At 52.9% G+C, this 17,627-nt stretch carries 15 protein-coding genes; 12 read left to right on the top strand and 3 right to left on the bottom strand.

Annotation, left to right across the window (positions count from 1 at the left end; genetic code table 11):
- The 4 genes from ACO1NT_RS05190 to ACO1NT_RS05175 form a co-directional block, all read left to right on the top strand.
- Positions 1-2,483, top strand: a 2,483-nt coding sequence (locus ACO1NT_RS05190) for a beta strand repeat-containing protein (RefSeq protein WP_449047359.1), incomplete at its 5' end; no start/stop codon positions are given.
- Positions 2,484-2,510: 27 nt separating this feature from the next.
- A complete protein-coding gene (ruvX, locus tag ACO1NT_RS05185) occupies positions 2,511-2,945 on the top strand; it encodes a Holliday junction resolvase RuvX (protein WP_449047358.1) in 435 nt (144 codons plus the stop codon).
- 10 nt (positions 2,946-2,955) lie between these two features.
- Positions 2,956-3,393 carry an rRNA maturation RNase YbeY gene (gene ybeY / locus ACO1NT_RS05180; protein WP_449047357.1) on the top strand — a complete coding sequence of 146 codons (438 nt, stop codon included), beginning with the start codon at positions 2,956-2,958 and terminating at the stop codon, positions 3,391-3,393.
- Positions 3,394-3,728: 335 nt separating this feature from the next.
- Entirely contained in the window at positions 3,729-4,280 is a 552-nt protein-coding gene (locus tag ACO1NT_RS05175) for a cupin domain-containing protein (RefSeq protein WP_449047356.1), read from the top strand.
- Positions 4,281-4,310: 30 nt separating this feature from the next.
- Here the strand turns inward: ACO1NT_RS05175 and ACO1NT_RS05170 are convergent, their stop codons facing one another.
- Positions 4,311-4,733 carry a nucleoside-diphosphate kinase gene (locus ACO1NT_RS05170; protein ID WP_449047355.1) on the bottom strand — a complete coding sequence of 141 codons (423 nt, stop codon included), beginning with the start codon at positions 4,731-4,733 and terminating at the stop codon, positions 4,311-4,313.
- Positions 4,734-4,818: 85 nt separating this feature from the next.
- Between ACO1NT_RS05170 and ACO1NT_RS05165 the strand changes: the two genes are divergently transcribed.
- Together ACO1NT_RS05165 and rmuC are read left to right on the top strand one after the other, a co-directional pair.
- The gene (locus ACO1NT_RS05165; protein ID WP_449047354.1) at positions 4,819-6,318 is read left to right on the top strand and encodes a TPM domain-containing protein; all 1,500 of its coding nucleotides are present in this window, start codon (positions 4,819-4,821) and stop codon (positions 6,316-6,318) included.
- 90 nt (positions 6,319-6,408) lie between these two features.
- Entirely contained in the window at positions 6,409-7,782 is a 1,374-nt protein-coding gene (gene rmuC / locus ACO1NT_RS05160) for a DNA recombination protein RmuC (protein ID WP_449047353.1), read from the top strand.
- Here rmuC and fabF read toward each other — a convergent pair.
- Complete coding sequence (fabF, locus tag ACO1NT_RS05155) at positions 7,779-9,017, bottom strand: beta-ketoacyl-ACP synthase II (RefSeq protein ID WP_449047352.1); 1,239 nt, start codon at positions 9,015-9,017, stop codon at positions 7,779-7,781. The genes rmuC and fabF overlap by 4 nt on opposite strands.
- Before the next feature lie 267 nt (positions 9,018-9,284).
- Here fabF and ACO1NT_RS05150 point away from each other — a divergent pair, with 267 nt between their 5' ends.
- Complete coding sequence (locus tag ACO1NT_RS05150; protein WP_449047351.1) at positions 9,285-10,382, top strand: vWA domain-containing protein; 1,098 nt, start codon at positions 9,285-9,287, stop codon at positions 10,380-10,382.
- Between the two features lie 205 nt (positions 10,383-10,587).
- Positions 10,588-12,072 (top strand): sigma 54-interacting transcriptional regulator, encoded by a 1,485-nt coding sequence (locus ACO1NT_RS05145; RefSeq protein ID WP_449047350.1) that lies wholly within the window; start codon positions 10,588-10,590, stop codon positions 12,070-12,072.
- 6 nt (positions 12,073-12,078) lie between these two features.
- On the opposite strand, the gene ACO1NT_RS05140 is transcribed toward ACO1NT_RS05145, so the two are convergent.
- Positions 12,079-12,555: a DUF6702 family protein gene (locus ACO1NT_RS05140; protein ID WP_449047349.1), complete on the bottom strand. Its 477-nt coding sequence runs from the start codon at positions 12,553-12,555 to the stop codon at positions 12,079-12,081.
- A 166-nt stretch (positions 12,556-12,721) separates the two neighbouring features.
- Here ACO1NT_RS05140 and ACO1NT_RS05135 point away from each other — a divergent pair, with 166 nt between their 5' ends.
- The 4 genes from ACO1NT_RS05135 to ACO1NT_RS05120 are packed head-to-tail and all read left to right on the top strand — an operon-like array spanning position 12,722 to position 17,590.
- Positions 12,722-13,297: a HupE/UreJ family protein gene (locus tag ACO1NT_RS05135; RefSeq protein WP_449047348.1), complete on the top strand. Its 576-nt coding sequence runs from the start codon at positions 12,722-12,724 to the stop codon at positions 13,295-13,297.
- Positions 13,298-13,313: 16 nt separating this feature from the next.
- A complete protein-coding gene (locus ACO1NT_RS05130) occupies positions 13,314-15,665 on the top strand; it encodes a M1 family metallopeptidase (protein WP_449047347.1) in 2,352 nt (783 codons plus the stop codon).
- On the top strand, positions 15,666-16,775 hold the full coding sequence (locus tag ACO1NT_RS05125; RefSeq protein ID WP_449047346.1) for an Ldh family oxidoreductase: 1,110 nt from the start codon (positions 15,666-15,668) through the stop codon (positions 16,773-16,775).
- Positions 16,772-17,590 carry a polysaccharide deacetylase family protein gene (locus ACO1NT_RS05120; protein ID WP_449047345.1) on the top strand — a complete coding sequence of 273 codons (819 nt, stop codon included), beginning with the start codon at positions 16,772-16,774 and terminating at the stop codon, positions 17,588-17,590. The genes ACO1NT_RS05125 and ACO1NT_RS05120 overlap by 4 nt, the downstream gene beginning before the upstream one ends.
- The last annotated feature ends 37 nt before the right edge of the window (positions 17,591-17,627 follow it).

Here is a 17,627-nt window from a genome sequence, read left to right as displayed (position 1 = left end):
TCGGCCCGGCAGGCCCCGTAGGTCCAGCCGGCCCCGAAGGCCCGATAGGTCCAGCCGGCCCTGTAGGTCCGCAAGGGGCGAAAGGTGACGCAGGTGATGTCGGTCCAGCAGGCCCCGTAGGTCCAGCTGGCCCCGAAGGCCCGATAGGACCCGAGGGCCCTGCCGGGCCTGCCGGTAGCGATGCAACGATTAACGGGGTAGCCGCGGGCGGAGATCTTGCCGGTACGTATCCCGATCCCACCGTTGCTAAACTTCAAGGCGTGCCGGTGAGCAATGTGGCGCCGGTAGCGAACCAATTTTTGCGGTTTGATGGTACGGAATGGATTCCCGCGGCAGTTGGTGGCGGTGGGTTTGCGCTTCCTTTCATAGCACTTGAAAACAATGCGGCCACGCTGTTTTCCATAACGAATGATGGTGATGGGGTCTCCATTGAGGGGGTCAACAATACCACTACATCGAATATCTCCGCCTTGAGGGGGATCGTGAGCTCGGCCTCGCCGGGAGGGTTTTCCGCTGCTGTCCGAGGGATTAATAACGGCACCGGCGGATTGGGCATCGGTGTATGGGGTTCGCACGGTGGGTCTGGTTGGGGGGTATACGGCTCCACCCCCAATGGCCTGGGGGTATATGGCAACGCCTCGACCAATGGGACCGGTGTATACGCCAACAGTAACACGGGTACCGGCCTGGTAGCAACCAGTAACAACGGGATTCCAGCAAGTATTTCAATCTTCAACAATGCAAATAATAACCATGTACTTGAAGCCAACACCGTTGGCAACGGAACGGTAATCAATGTGACAACGAGTGGCAACGGTACGGGTGTGCGGGCGTCGACCGGTTCGGGCTTTGGCGTGCACGGAATTACCTCTGCGCAGACATCAGCGGGTATCGTCGGAGACAATAATGGTGGCGGAGAAGCGGTGGTAGGCCGTACAACCAGTGATATCGCCGGAGCCGTTGTGGGCCGTAATGACGGCGGAGGGTATGGTGTGCGGGGGTTTGTTGCAACGAATACGTCGGGTACGGCTGTCGGTGTTCTGGGACAGGTTGGCTTGAACAACAGTACCGGCCGCGCGGGCAGGTTCGAAAACTTTAATAGCAGTAATGATCAGGGCAATACGCTGGAGGTTGAAACCAACAGCAATGGCAATATCCCGGATAACACCCAGGGTAATGCGGCCTCTTTCTTGGTGAACAACAGCAATAGCGTAGCTGCGGCTGTCCGTGGTGAGGTGACGACCATTTTTGGCAATTTCGGTGCGGCGGGTATTTTTGGTGTATCCTCGGGTACCGGTGGCCGCGCCGGTCTGTTTTATGCTTCCAACCCCGACGGCAACGGGCAGGCTTTGGTGGCGCTTACCGACGGCAATGGCAACGCGATTACGGCGAACGCGGGCAAAGACGGGAATGGTGTAGAGACAAATGTCGACGGTAGCGGCAATGCGCTATATGCGTGGGTGCCCACTTTTAGCGATGGCCGGGCGGGCCGCTTTCAGAATTACAATGAAAATAATGTAAGCGATGTGATTACCGTCAACACGGTGGGTAACGGTATCGCCGGGAATTTCATGGTAGACCGTGTCTCGGGTACCAAACCAGCGGTACGCGGTGAGGTAAATTCACAGTTTGCCAATTGGGGTACGGCGGGTATTTATGGTATTTCTTCCGGAACAGGGGGCTTTGCCGGGCTATTCCATGCCTCGAACCCCGCCGGTAATGGACCGGCGATAGTCGCAATCGCTGAAGGAAATGGCAATGGCATTACCGCGAATGCCGGTGGAAGTGGAGACGGCGTCGAGGCATCGGCAGACGGGAATGGGAATGCTATTTCGGGTTTTGTCCCTAATTTCGGAACCGGGAGAGCGGGTCGGTTTGCCAATTTTAACAATGCCAATAGCCAACCGACAGTCCACATTACCACAACCGGGACCGGCAACGCCTTATTAGCAAATCATCAGGGTGCTTCCGGCAATGTAGCGTTATTCCAAAGTAATAGCGCCGACGTGGCGCGGATCAATAAAGCCGGAAGGGGCTTTTTCAATGGCGGCACACAGAACAGCGGAGCGGACATCGCCGAAGCTTTTGACGTAACAGGCGACTTTGCGGCGTATGAAGCCGGTGATGTGCTGGTTATTTCGGTGGACGAAGATCGCACCGTGGAGAAATCGGGCGAGGCTTACTCGACGCTGGTTGTGGGCGTGTATGCCACCAAGCCGGGGGTATTGCTTACCGAAGAATCAATCGATACGGACCTTTCGGACAAGGTGCCGATGGGTGTGGTGGGCGTCATTCCCACGAAGGTGTGCCTCGAAGGCGGTGCCATCAAACGCGGTGATTTGTTGGTGACTTCCTCGCAGCGTGGTGTGGCCATGAAGGCTGACCCCGACAAAGTGAAGGTGGGCCAGGTGATCGGGAAAGCCCTGCAAGAATATGACAGTAACGGGGTAGGCAAAATAAAGGTGCTGGTAAATGTCAAATAGCGTACCTTTGCGGGTACGATGCGCATCATGGCTTTTGATTACGGTACCAAGCGAGTCGGCATTGCCGTGACCGACCCGCTGCAGCTTATTGCCACGGCTTTGGATACGGTGCACGCCAAGGATGTGCTGGCGTATGTGAAAGGGTATCTTGACCGCGAAGGCGTAAGCACGTTTGTGGTGGGCGAGCCCCGCCAGCTCGACGGGTCCGAATCCGAATCTGCCCAGCACGTGCGCGGGTTTGTCCGGATGCTCCGGCGCACATTTCCGGCCATTCCCGTGGAAACGGTCGATGAGCGTTTTACATCGAAGATGGCATCGGCAAGCATTGCACAAAGCGGGATGGCAAAAAAAAACGGCAGGACAAGGCGCTTATCGATAGCGTTTCGGCGGTGCTTATCCTGCAGTCTTACCTCGAAAAGCGTGACTTTCAACGATAAAACTCCCTGCCTTAGAACCGACTAGCAAAGATACTATGGGCTACATCCATTTTTTTACCGAAGACACGGCATACCAAATCAAGGGGAAATTACCCCTGAAACGTTGGGTAAAGGCAACGATAGCTTCCGAAGGCTTCAAGACAGGCGAGGTTAGTGTGGTGCTCTGTAGCGACGCTTATCTCTTGGAAATCAATAAGCAATACCTCCAGCACGATACCTACACGGATATCGTTACGTTTGATAGCAGTGAGCGGGATGATACCATCGCGGGTGATATTTTCATCAGCATTGACCGTGTACAGGAGAATGCGTTGAAGTTCGGTGTGGATGAACGAGACGAACTGCATCGCGTCATCATCCACGGTATCCTGCACCTCTGTGGTTACGGAGATAAGAAGAAAGAAGACAAAGCACGGATGACTGAGAAAGAGGACTTTTATTTGGGGACACGAGGAGTGTCTAACCTCCATTGAAACAGGTATAAATTGCTATATTAGCAGTCAATTAATAATCTGAGTTCGATTATTATTTCTGACTCAGAACGCTTTGAAAAGGTCAGGTTCAACTGAAAACGACGCTGGAATAGCGGGCTATTTCGAGGAGTTTTCAGGAAGAAGATGGCCCTTTCAAAGTGAATAAGGAAATAAACTAGTCCAATAGCTACCCTATGCGGCGTTGCCTCCGCTTGCTTTATCCCAATAAAGCTGCGCAAAGGCGCCTTGCCTAGGATTACTATTAGACTTCTGAGTCGAAATAATAATCGAACTCAGGTTAATAGACCAAAGCAAGTAATAACCAAAAGATCGCAATGCCAACCAAGGGACAATTATTGACCAACCCGATAACGGACGATACGTACGAGTACCTTGAAACCTCCAAAGACAGTGAAGGCGCGCGTGTAGTTATTAAAGCAACCGTGAAAAGCCAGGGCCAGCTTGTTCCCAACCATCTCCATACACTGCAAGATGAAACATTTGAGATTGTTGATGGGCGATTAACCATATGGGCCGACGGCGCTACGAGGGTGCTTTCTGCAGGCGAGCGGATAACGTTGCCGAGGAACAAGGCACACAATCACTATAATGGCCACAGTATGCCGGTGACCTACATCCATACCGTGGCACCCGGACTGGATTTCGACTACTTGATAGAAAACCTGGTCGGCTTGGCGGCCGATGGGAAAAGTGGTGGCGGGGGTCTGGTTCAGCAGCTGGTTACGCTCCGTTACCTCGATAGCAAATCGTTCCTCTCCGACATGCCGTTAGCGGTACAGAAGGCGTTGATGGTAGCCGTTGCACCTATCGCCCGCCTGTTTGGTTATCGGGCGATTTACAAAAAATATTCGGGGATGGAAAAATAATCCGATGCCGAAGAGAAACGGAGCCGCTGTTTAGAACCGCTCGAACTGCGAGAAGAAGAAGTTACCTTCTATTTCCGCGTTTTCGTCGGAGTCTGAACCATGGATAGCATTCGCATCGATCGATTTTGCGTATTTATTACGGATGGTACCGGGTTCGGCCTTGCTAGGGTCGGTGGCACCGATCAGTGCGCGAAACCCTTCCACCGCATTTTCCTTTTCGAGAATAGCGGCGACGATAGGGCCGGAGGTCATGAATTCAACCAGTTCACCGTAAAACGGGCGCTCTTTATGTACCGCATAGAATGCACCAGCCGTTTCTTTGCTCAAGCGCGTGTATTTCAATGCCACCAGCTTAAACCCGCCCGCAATGATGTCGTTGAGTATAGCACCCGTGTGGCCATTGCGTACGGCGTCGGGCTTGATCATGGTGAAAGTTCTGTTCGTTGTAGCCATTTTAAAAATTTTGCGCAAACATAGGGAAAGTTGTCTGCTTGTGCAAATGGCAAAAGGTTGTGCGAGATGATTATATTTGAAACTTATGAGAGACCTATCATACCATTGGCTCTGGGCGGTTTGCACCATTGGGTGTTGGCTATTAGCTGGTTTAACCGAGGTTACAACCGCCCAATACCGCGTAAGCACCATCCCGTCGCCGAAGGAAAGCGGCCAGCATGATTACGTAAGCAACCCTGATGGTATCCTTGGAGCAGCTGCGGTGGACTCCCTGAATCGGCTTGCGTACGCTGTAGACCATCGGACTTCGGCAGAATTGGCAGTGGTCGTGGTGGATGATTTCGTGGGAGGGGACGATTTCCAGTTTGCCTTGGAGCTTTTCAATACTTGGGGCATCGGCAAGGATGGAGCCGACAATGGATTGTTGTTGTTTGTTGCCACCGAAAAAAGGGCTTACCGGTTTATCACCGGATACGGTATGGAGGCCGTGTTGCCCGATGCTCTGCTGAAGCGTATCGGTGAAGGTTTACTGGTCCCTCGGTTCCGCGAGGGCGACTATGACGGGGGGGTACTGGCGGGCATGGCTGCCGTGAAAGAAGTGGTGCTCGACCCCGCTTCTGCCGAGGACTTATCCGCCCGAATGGTGCGTGAAGCTTCTTGGTTCTACCGATATCGGTACACGCTACTTGGGCTCGTGGTGGCTGGGGTGGGTTATTATTTCCTTTGGAGGCAAGCCAGCCGTGCATACAACCGTATCCGTACCAAGCGCGGCCGGAAGAAGAATAGAAAATCTAATTCCAGGTATTTGTATTATAGTGGGTTCGTATTGTTCTTCGCCGCGTTCCTCTCCATTTTTGCCATCGCCTTTTTCGAAATGCCGCCAACATGGCTTTACAGCTGGAGCCACCTGCCGTGGTATGTTATCCTGTTTTTCGGTTTAGCTATTTGGATGGTCTATGTGGCGGGTCTTCGGGAAATCCGGGCTAACCGGAGAGACGTGGCCCATAGGCGGGAGGCAGTCAGGGCCTTCCACAGGCAACTGGCATTACCGCTGCTGGCTACACCGCTTCTTTGGATATCGTTTTTCTTTGCCTTCAAGCGGCGGCGGAAAGAGCGCATCCGGTTGGTGCCGCCGCCCGGCAGCGGCTGGCAGCGGGTAGATCGCGAACAAAACCCCGACGGGAGGCCCTTTCTAGACGATGGCCAACGGGATGAGGAGAAGGCCGGGGCGAGGGCATATGAAATCTGGACGCGCGAAGGCTCGAAAGAAGGGAGGGTCATACCGTTCGATGGCGAGAGGGCCCGGAAGTTCATGACCTGTCCGTCGTGCGGCTATTTTGCTTTTACGAAACCGTTTGTAAAGACCATCACACGGGCTACAACCAAACGTGCGGGACAGGGCGAACGGATGCAGTATTGCCATCATTGCAACCATAAATTGTCGCTCGGCATGGTAGTGCTTCCTAAGATTTCGTCATCATCGGGCACTAGTGGCAGTGGTTCCAGTAGTGGGGGTAGCGGCTCCAGCGGTGGTAGTTGGGGGGGCGGTAGTAGCGGCGGCGGCGGCGCTGGAGGGCGCTGGTGACCTCCAAACGGCAGCGGAGAGGCCGATAAATTATGGATACCTTAGAATAAAAATTAAAGGCGTCAATAATTTATCTAAGTTTGTCTGACCATGGAAGTATACGTCATTGCCATTGGGCTCATCGCCCTCATTATCCTCATTATCGCGGTTGTTCTGCTCGTTAAGCGCCCGGCGGGGGGAACCGATATGCAGGAAGTGGCACGACTGCGAACGGAAAAAGAGGCTTTGGCCATCGAGCTGGCCCGTGCGCAGCAGCAGGCCGAAAGCCTCGTCGCAGAGAAAGACCGTGTAGCGGCCCTTTTTAAGGAAGAGCAGCAGCGTCTTCGGGATGAGCTGCAGCGAACACGCGAGCGGCTGGCGGAAGCAGATAAATCCCTGGAAAGCGGCCGCGCCTATTACCAATCGCAACAGGAGCGACTTGAAGCGCAGAAGGAAGAAATAGAAATCATCAAAAAGCAATTCAATACGGAGTTCCAGGTTATTGCCAATAAGATCCTCGAAGAGAAAACCCAAAAATTTACCGAAACCAACAGCAAATCGCTCGACCAGATATTGGCACCCTTGAAAGATAAAATAAAGACGTTTGAAGAAAAGGTTGAAAAAACCTATCAGCATGAAGCTGCCGAGCGGAATTCGCTGAAAGGGGTGGTGCAACAATTGATGGAGCAGAGCCTGCGCATTAAGGATGAGGCCAATAGCCTGACGCGTGCGTTGCGCGGGGACAGTAAGAAGCAGGGTAACTGGGGGGAGGTGATCCTTGAACGGGTGCTGGAGCGCTCGGGACTGGTGAAGGATCGTGAATATCGCTTGCAGGCCTCGATTTCGGATGAAGAAGGCAGGCGCCTCCAACCGGATGCCATCATTGACCTACCGGACGAGAAACATCTTGTGATCGATTCCAAAGTCTCATTGCTGGCTTATGAGCGCTGGGTAAATGCCGATACGGACGAGGAGCGCGAGCTTGCCGCCAAGCAGCATGTGCTATCCGTGGAAAACCATGTGAAAGGGTTATCGGCCAAGAACTACCACGACTTGTACCAGATCAATTCGCCCGATTTCGTATTGCTGTTCATGCCCATCGAATCGGCCTTCAGTATGTCTATCACCTACAAAGCCGACCTTTTCAGTGAGGCGTGGGACCGCAAGGTGGTCATCGTAAGTCCCTCTACTTTGCTAGCTACCTTGCGGACCATCGCCAGCATGTGGAAGCAGGAGCGACAGACCCGCAATGTCCTCGAAATCGCCAAGGAAGCGGGAGCACTGTATGATAAGTTTGTCGGTTTCCTCCAAGATATGGATAAGATGGGCGAACAGCTCAGCCGCGCCGTCCGTGCCCATGAAGATGCCACCAAGAAACTCGGCACCGGCCCCGGCAACATGATCCGTAAAGTGGAAAAACTCAAGAAGCTAGGCGCCCGCGCGAGCAAGCAAATCGGCGGGAACCTATTGGACGAAGGCGACTAGACACCACGAAACACGATGGTCGCGTTATGCCCACCGAAGCCAAAGGCATTGCTCATCGCGACATCGACCTTCCGTTCCAAGGCATCCCCGGTAACGATGTGCATCCCTTTCGGGATGGCCTCGTCCAAATGAACGGTATTGATTGTTGGGGGCACCACCTGATGGTTGATGGCTTTAACCGCCAGGATGGCCTCAATGGCTCCGGCAGCTCCCAGAAGATGGCCCGTCATGGATTTGGTTCCACTGATGCTGAGATTTTCCGTGTTTTTGAATGCCTTGCTCACCGCGTTCAGTTCGCTGATGTCGCCAACGGGTGTTGAGGTGGCGTGCGGGTTGAGGTAATCCACGTCGGTGGCATCGATCTTGGCTTCGCGCAATGCCAGCTCCATCGCTTTTGAGGCGCCGCGTCCCTCGGGGTGTGGAGCCGTTAGGTGGTATGCGTCGGCAGTCATTGCCGCCCCCACCACCTCGGCATAAATGTGGGCGCCCCGCTTTTTGGCGTGTTCATATTCTTCCAATAGTAGCGCCCCTGCCCCCTCGCCCATCACAAATCCGTCCCGATCGGTATCAAACGGCCGGCTGGCACGCTGCGGGTCGTCATTTCGGGCAGACATCGCCTTCATCGCTGAAAACCCCCCGATGGAAGCCGGCGTGATGGGTGCTTCGGAACCACCCGTGATGAACGCCTTGGCTTTGCCCATCCGGATGTAGTTGAAGGCATCCATAATGGCCGTATTGGCCGTGGCGCAAGCCGAAACAGTGGTGTAGTTGATCCCTTGGAGTCCGTATTTCATCGAGATCATGCCCGAAGCCATGTTGATGATGAGCCGCGGCACGAAAAACGGACTGAACCGGGGCGCGTATGCGCCTTCGACGTATTGCGTGACCTCATGCTCGAAGGTTTCCATCCCGCCTTGCCCCACTCCCCAAATAACCCCCACGTCAAACGGATCCATGGTGGATAGATCCAACCCGGCGTCTTCCATGGCCTCCGATGCGGCATATAAGCCGTATTGGGTAAAAAGGTCACTGCGTTTTATCTCGTTCCTGTCGAGGTGTTTTTCGGGTGCAAATGCCTTCACTTCGCAAGCAATCTGGGTGCGAAATTGACGGGCATCGAACCGGGTGATTACCCCTGCGCCACTCATGCCCTGCACAGCGTGTTGCCAAAACGTTTTTACATCGTTTCCCAACGGGGTAACGGCACCCATTCCGGTAATAACCACTCTAATCATATCGTTCATTTGATCGTTGTCTTTATTCAATGACGCCTGTTGCATCCACCCCCGGACCTATCCGTGGGTAGCCGGGCGCTAATTCGAAGCAAAGATAGCAAGGATATATCGATTGCTATACTTTTGTTTCGGCCACGGCTGCGATTCCATAAGCGTAATGTAAAAAAGTGGCCTGCGGCTCCACCAGTCGCTGAAAAACAATTACCTTAGGCGTGCTGTTTCAAACAGGGGCGGCCTGGTGAATAGACAGAAGGGAGATACACAACAATGCGCGGCTATCATTTTTCGCAATACATACCGAAGTCCTTACCCAAAGGCGGTTTCGAAGAGCTGCTGAAACTTTTCACGCAGCTGCTGCAATATACAGCTGGCGATGCCGGCGAAGCATTGGCGTGGCTCAATGAGTTGGACAAGCAATACAAGCTCACGGACGATGACTATGGGATCGGCGATTTTATCCAAGAACTCAAAGACAAGGGGTACCTCAGCGACGACCCAGGTAGTGGGGAAGTGCGTATTACGGCGAAGAGTGAGCAGGCCATCCGCCAATCGGCGTTGGAAGAGATTTTCGGCAAACTGCGCAAAAGCGGCCGTGGCAACCACAACAGCAACCTTTCGGGCTTGGGCGAGGAGAAAAATGCCGATCGGAGGGAATACCAATATGGTGATAGCCTCGATCAGATTGATATGACAACTTCCATACACAATGCCCAGGTTAACCATGGCATCGGTAATTTCATGCTTACCGAACGAGATCTCGAAGTAGAAGAACGCGACTACAAAACGCTGACGTCTACCGTACTGATGATCGACATATCGCATAGCATGATTCTTTATGGCGAGGACCGCATCACACCGGCCAAGAAAGTCGCCATGGCCTTGGCCGAACTGATCCGAACACGCTATCCAAAGGATACGTTGGACATCGTTGTGTTCGGTAACGATGCGTGGCCCATCAGCATCAAAGACCTGCCCTACCTCCAGGTGGGCCCCTACCATACCAATACATTGGCCGGGCTGGAGCTGGCAACGGATTTGCTGCGTCGGCGGAAAACACATAATAAGCAGATTTTCATGATTACAGACGGTAAGCCGACCTGCCTGAAAGAGAACGGCCGTTATTATAAAAACAGTGTGGGGCTTGACCGCAAGGTAGTCAACAAAACACTGAACATGGCGGCACAATGTAAGCGGCTCAATATCCCCATCACGACATTCATGATCGCGCGTGACCCCTACTTGCAGCAATTCGTCCGCCAATTTACCGAAACGAATGGAGGGAAGGCATTCTACAGTTCCCTCCAAGGTCTTGGTGAGTATATTTTTGAGGACTATGTACGCAACAGACGACGGACGGTGAGGTGATGGGTTTTACGGTTCCCGCACCACGACTGGGTGCGAAGCACCCTAGGCCGTGTTTGCGGCAGCCGTAAAACAGGGGAGTTGTGTGGAGGGAAAGAGGTCGGTGATCGTAGTTTTAGCCGTAAAATGGCAATTTTGGGGCGGGGAAATAAAGCAAATAGCAAACAGCAAATAGCAAACAGCAAACAGCAAACAGCAAAAGGTATCAATGAATAACATCAATACACTAGGCGAACTCAAAAAATCGGGCTACCAGCACCGTAGTGTAAAAGACGAATTAAGAGCCAATTTGATTAAGCAGTTGCGGGAAGACCGAGCCGGGTTTGAAGGTATCGTGGGATATGATGAAACCGTTATCCCAGAGCTACAGACCGCGATTCTGTCGCGGCACAATATTCTCCTGCTCGGATTGCGCGGACAAGCAAAAACACGGATTGCCCGGCTGATGGTGTCCCTGCTCGACGAATATGTACCCTATGTGGCCGGGACCGAGCTCTTCGACGATCCCCTACACCCCATCTCGTGGTATGCTCGCAACGAAATTCGGACGAAGGGTGACGAAACCCCGATTGCATGGCTACACCGGTCAGAGCGATATACAGAAAAATTGGCTACACCCGACGTGACGGTAGCCGATTTAGTGGGGGATGTTGACCCCATTAAAGCGGCCACGTTGAAACTTACCTACAACGATGAGCGGGTCATCCATTTCGGGCTCATCCCCCGGGCCCACCGCGGCATTTTCGTTATCAATGAGCTCCCTGACCTGCAGGCGCGCATACAGGTGGCGCTTTTCAATATGCTGCAGGAAAAAGACATCCAGATAAGGGGGTTCAAACTGCGTTTGCCCCTTGATATCCAATTTGTATTTACCGCCAATCCCGAAGACTATACCAACCGGGGGGCCATCGTTACGCCGCTTAAAGACCGAATTGAAAGCCAGATACTTACCCATTACCCAAGAAGTGTCGACATATCACGAAAAATTACATTTCAGGAGGCCCATATCGCTCCCGAGCAACAATCGACCATCGATGTCGATGGGCTATTGAAGGACCTGGTGGAACAAGTAGCCTTTGAGGCGCGGCAAAGTGAATACATCGACCAGAAATCGGGCGTCTCGGCCCGGCTGACGATTTCAGCATACGAAAACCTGGTGAGTGCCGCTGAGCGGCGGATGCTGATTTCGGGCCAACAGGCCACGGTAGCCCGTATATCGGACTTTGTTGGTGTGGTACCAGCGATTACGGGCAAGATCGAACTGGTGTACGAAGGCGAATTGGAAGGGCCGGTGCACGTCGCCCACCGGCTGATTGGTGGAGCTATAAAGGCGCTATTTACACAGTATTTCCCCCATCCTGAGAAAGCCAAGAAGGGGAAATCCGAAAACCCCTATACACCCATCATCGATTGGTTTACCGCGGGCAACCGGTTGGAGCTGACGGACAACCTATCCGATGACCAATATAAAAAGGCAATGGCGCAGGTTCCCGGCCTGTTTGCACTGGTAAAGAAATTACACCCGAAACTTGCGGAAAGCCAAAAAGTACTACTCATGGAATTTGTACTCCATGGGTTGGCTGAATATTCGCAGCTCAACAAGGATTACCTGGATGGGGGCGTGGAATTCGCAGACATGTTAGGGAGTCTTTTTGACGGTGATTTCGGCGACTGGGAACCTGGGGAAGCATGACCGATGCTACCATTCAAAGACCGCGGTCCGTTCTGGGTTATCCAGTTTAGTGCTTTGTCGTTTGCCATAGGCGGTGACGTGGAGGATGTTGCTCTGTTTCGGAAAATGGTCAAACAGAATACGGTTATCTATGCGTAACTTCCCCACACGGTCGATGTTTACCACTTCCAGGAAACACCACGCCACATCTTCGTCGATTTCATAGCCCACATAACGTACCGATACGGGTTCGCCATCCATCGAAAACCGCAAATGATCGCCAAAATAGGTGGCAAGCAGGCTATCCGCCACTGATTTATCGGTTGGATGGATCAGGTCTATTTTAAGGTCGCGCCCATTTTTCAGGGCCGTCTCGAGATCGTCATAAAAAATACGGGAACTTATTTCAACACGGTGTGCCTGTTCATTGTAATCCACGGTGGTAATGCTCACGTAAAACGGGTGCAGGAGCAGTAGAAGGGCGTTGAAGATGCTGTTTAACATCGTGCGGTTTGATACTATTGAGGGCTGCTATCCGTTATTTTTTACGGCTATTGATTGTGTTTTCGCAGCAATAAACGTAATATTGCTACGAACTTAGTTAAATTCTCGCTTATATGCAATAAAACAGCGTTGCGCATGGGCGGCAATTTAGGACAAAAGAACGATCATGCAGGATTTTGGGATTTATTTTGCGTTGGGCTTGCAGCACATCCTAGACCTTTCGGGGTATGACCACATTCTTTTTGTCATCGCACTTTGTAGCACCTACTTCATCAAAGATTGGCGCAAAGTAATTATACTGGTCACCGCGTTCACGATAGGACATTCACTTACATTGGCGCTAAGCGTTTTTAACCTCATCCGTGTCGACACGGTGTTAATAGAATTCCTTATCCCCGTAACCATCCTGATCACCGCATTCAGCAATGTGGCGAAACGGCGGCGGCGACGAACGCAGACGGACTGGCTTACGTATGGGTACGCATTATTTTTTGGCCTAATCCATGGGCTTGGGTTTTCCAACTACCTACGGTCGTTGCTGGGCAAAGAAAGTAGCATTACGGGGCCGCTTTTCGCGTTCAACCTGGGGTTGGAACTGGGCCAATTAATCATTGTATTTTTTGTATTGCTGGCGTCGTTTGTCGCCACAGGCATATTCGCTATCACGCGGCGCGATTGGACATTTTTCTTGTCGGCAGCCGTATTCGGTATTGCATTCGTGATGGCATTGGAGAGACTTTAAATCATAAATAAATCACATGTCATTTAATTACAAAACACTTTTCGTTGTTCTAGGAGGTTGCCTCCTGGCTTTGGGGGTAAACGGCCAGCAACAGAACAACCCGGCCTCTAACCATGGAAACAAGTTTGAGCAACTAGGTACCCTGTTGAGTGATCCCAATGTGTATCGCACGGCGTCGGGAGCACCGGGGCATCAATACTGGCAGCAGAAAGCGGATTATGTCATCGATGTGGAGGTTGACGACGAAAACCAGCGGGTAATCGGATCGGAAACCATCACTTATACGAACAATTCGCCCGACCCCTTGAGCTATCTTTGGCTGCAGCTGGACGAAAACGAGCATAAAGCCGACGCCGAGAGCAAGCGGTTTGATGAGAGCTCGCTAGGCGACCAGGTAACCACCCGTCAACTCCGGCAATTCATTAACACGGAAAACGACCTCGGTGTTAGCATACAAAAGGTCGCCGATCGCTCGGGCAATGCTCTTTCCTATACCATCAACTACACCATGATGCGGGTAGAGTTACCCACACCGCTTGAGCCCGGAGCCAAATTCGTCCTGCAGGTCGATTGGCAATACAACATCAGCGACCGGATGGCCGAAGGGGGGCGCGGTGGATACGAATACTTCGCCGGCGATGACAACTACCTATATACCATTACGCAATGGTATCCCCGTATGGCGGTGTATTCCGATTTCGAGGGCTGGCAAAATAAGCAATTTACAGGCCGTGGCGAGTTTGCCCTGGTCTTTGGCGACTTCAAGGTGAATATTACGGTACCTGCAGACCACGTCGTCGGAGCTACCGGTGAATGCAAGAATTACAGCAGTGTACTATCGGCAGCGCAATTGGATCGATGGAAACAAGCGCAGCAGGCGGACGAGCCGATAGAGATTGTAACACTCGACGAGGCCAAGGAGGCGATGCAAGGCAGGGCGACCGCTAAGAAAACATGGGTTTTTGAAGCGAAGGACGTGCGCGACTTCGCATTCGTCACCTCCCGCCGTTTGGTGTGGGATGCCATGCGGGTAACGGAAGGCATCGAAGGCAACAAGCCCATGGCGATGTCATACTATGGGCCCGAGGCATACCCGCTTTACAACCCATATTCCACGAAGGTAGTGGCACACACCCTCAAGGTATATTCCAAGCATACCATCCCTTACCCGTATCCGGTAGCTATTTCTGTGGAGGCCGCAAACGGCATGGAGTACCCCATGATTTGCTTCAACTATGGCCGTGCCGATAAGGATGGCACCTATTCCGAAGCCACGAAATACGGTATGATCGGTGTGATTATCCACGAAGTGGGGCACAACTTTTTTCCGATGATTGTCAATTCGGACGAGCGGCAGTGGACATGGATGGATGAAGGCCTCAACACCTTCTGCCAGTTCCTTGCCGAACAGGAATGGGATAAAGACTTTCCATCTCGGCGTGGGCCGGCCCATAAAATCGCCGACTACATGAAGCTGCCGAAAGACCAGCTGGAGCCCATTATGACCAACTCGGAAAACATTGTACAATTCGGGCCGAATGCTTATGCGAAGCCGGCAACGGCCCTCAACATCCTGCGCGAGACCGTGATGGGAAGGGAGTTGTTTGACTATGCGTTCAAAGAGTATTCACGCCGCTGGGCTTTCAAGCACCCAACGCCCGCTGATTTCTTCCGGACCATGGAAGATGCATCGGCAGTGGATCTCGATTGGTTTTGGCGGGGGTGGTTTTTCGGTATCGACCCTGTTGATATCTCGTTGGACGACATGCAGCATTTCCAGCCCATTGGTAATCTCGCAGATGCACAGGAAGAGGCAAGGGATGCTTATGAAAGCGACTTGAACACGATAGGCCGGCAACGCAATATCGATGCCGGGGTGGATTTCGCGGTGGAGGCCGACACCTCCCTTCAGGATTTCTATAACAAGTGGGATCGCTTTGCCGTGTCGGAAGAAAACAAAAAGGCTTTCGAACAGTATTACCAATCGCTGTCGGCCGAGGAGCGGGAGCTTTACGATGGCAAATACCATTTTTATCAGCTCACCTTCAGCAATAAGGGGGGCCTGGTGATGCCTATTATCCTACAGTGGACTTATGCCGATGGGACGACGGAGGTAGAACGTATCCCTGCCTATATTTGGCGGAAGAATGAAAGCGAGGTGACGAAAGTGTTTGCTAAGACCAAGGAAGTGGCATCGGTATTGGTGGACCCCTTGCGTGAAACCGCCGAGATCGACGAGGACAATAACGCTTGGCCACGTCGGCATACCCCCACCCGTTTCGAGTTATTCAAACAAGGCAATGGCCCTGCGCGGGGCACATCGTCGGGGCCCAATCCGATGCAGCGGGCGAGGAGCGGAGGACAATAAATGAATATACTTCCCGAGGAGCGTTTACGCGCGTTCACACATCGCGTCTTTAAAGCCATCGGGTGTTCCGATGCAGATGCGTCATTGGCTACGGACGTGCTGATAACGGCCGACCTACGTGGGGTCGACTCCCACGGCGTCGCCCGTTTGAGCGGCTATGTGCGGCTGTGGGAAAATGGGCGATTGAATGCGGCCCCCAAGCCGCGTATCGTACACGAAACACCCACCACAGCGACGGTCGATGGGGATGGCGGACTGGGGCTTGTGGTTGCGCCCTATGCCATGGAAATAGCCATTGAAAAAGCGAAACATTACGGATCTGGGTGGGTCGCCATCCGTAACTCGAACCATTTCGGCATCGCCGGCTACCATGCGCTGAAGGCGGTGGCACAGGATATGATCGGATATGCTGTAACGAATGCAAGCCCGTTGGTGGCACCCACGTTTTCGACGGAGCGCTTGTTGGGAACAAACCCGATATGCTATGCTTTCCCCGCAGGGAAGTACCCACCCGTGGTGGTCGATATGGCGACATCAGCCGCAGCGAACGGAAAACTGGAAGTTGCCGGCCGCGCCGGGAAGCCCATTCCCGAAGGTTGGGCGCTGAGCCCCGATGGCCGGACGACAACCGATGCCGCGGCAGTGAAAAATGGAGGTGCCCTCCTCCCTTTGGGGAGCGACCGTGCACATGGCAGCCACAAAGGGTATGGCCTGTCGGCAACCGTTGACATCCTTTCGGGGGTGCTCTCCGGGGCCAATTATGGCCCTTGGGTACCGCCTTTCGTGGCTTATTTGCAACCTGTAGCCGACCAACCGGGGCACGGGATCGGCCACTTCGTCGGGGCGATGCGTGTGGACGGTTTCCGGCCGGTTGCTGATTTCAAAGCCCATATGGATCAATGGATCGCCCGATTCAAAGGGGCGAAACGGGTGAACGAACAGCAACCCGTGATTATTCCCGGTGAGCCGGAATATGAAGCAACGCACACGAATCGGGTCAACGGGATTCCGTTGGTTGAGGCGGTATGGGCAGACTTACAGCAGTTGGCGGCAAAGTTGGAGATAGCACCGTTGGCCATGGAAGGCGAGCATACAACGGGCAACGGATGAGACGATTAGTGGTTATGCTTTTTGGCCTTTTGTGTACGGCCCGAGCCCAAACGGGAGCGCTGCCACAGCATACCGACCGAGTTACCACCCAAGGTAATGTTACGGAGTTTCTTGGCGGTATCGTCCGTGGCGACCAATCCGTAAAGAAAATCGCATTGGTATTTACCGGCGACGAGTTCGGTGACGGCTTATCGTCCGTCATCCATACATTGACAGCGGAAAAACTGCACGCCTCTTTTTTCCTGACAGGTAATTTCTATCGGAATGCCGATTTTAAGGCACACATCGCAGAGCTTCGCGACCAGGGCAATTACCTCGGTTCGCACTCCGACAAACACCTTTTGTATTGCGACTGGGCCAACCGCGATAGCCTGCTCGTTACCCGGCATGAGTTTGAAACTGATTTGAATGACTCGTATGGTGCACTGGCCGCATTTGGTATCGACAAAGAGGACGCCCCGTATTTTCTGCCGCCCTTCGAGTGGTATAACGCGACCATTGCCTCTTGGACGCGCGACATGGGACTGCAACTCGTCAACTTTACGCCCGGCACCCGCTCCACGGCGGATTATACTTATCCGGAAATGGGTGGACGGTACGTGGACAATCAGACGGTGATGAAGTCTATATTGGCCTATGAGCAAAAAGATGAAAATGGATTGAATGGATTTATCCTATTGTGCCATATCGGAACGGACCCGCGACGGCAGGAAAAATTTTACCGGGAACTGCCGCGATTGATCCACATCTTGAAGAGCAAGGGTTATCAGTTTGTCCGCATCGACGAACTGCTGGGTGCCATCCCTGCCCCCTAAGGATGGAAGCAAAAAAATCATTAACTTTGCTGCTGGT

The organism is Parapedobacter sp., from assembly GCF_053550995.1.
The sequence above is the reverse complement of the archived record's forward strand: the minus strand, read 5'-3'. Positions and strand labels throughout refer to the sequence as shown.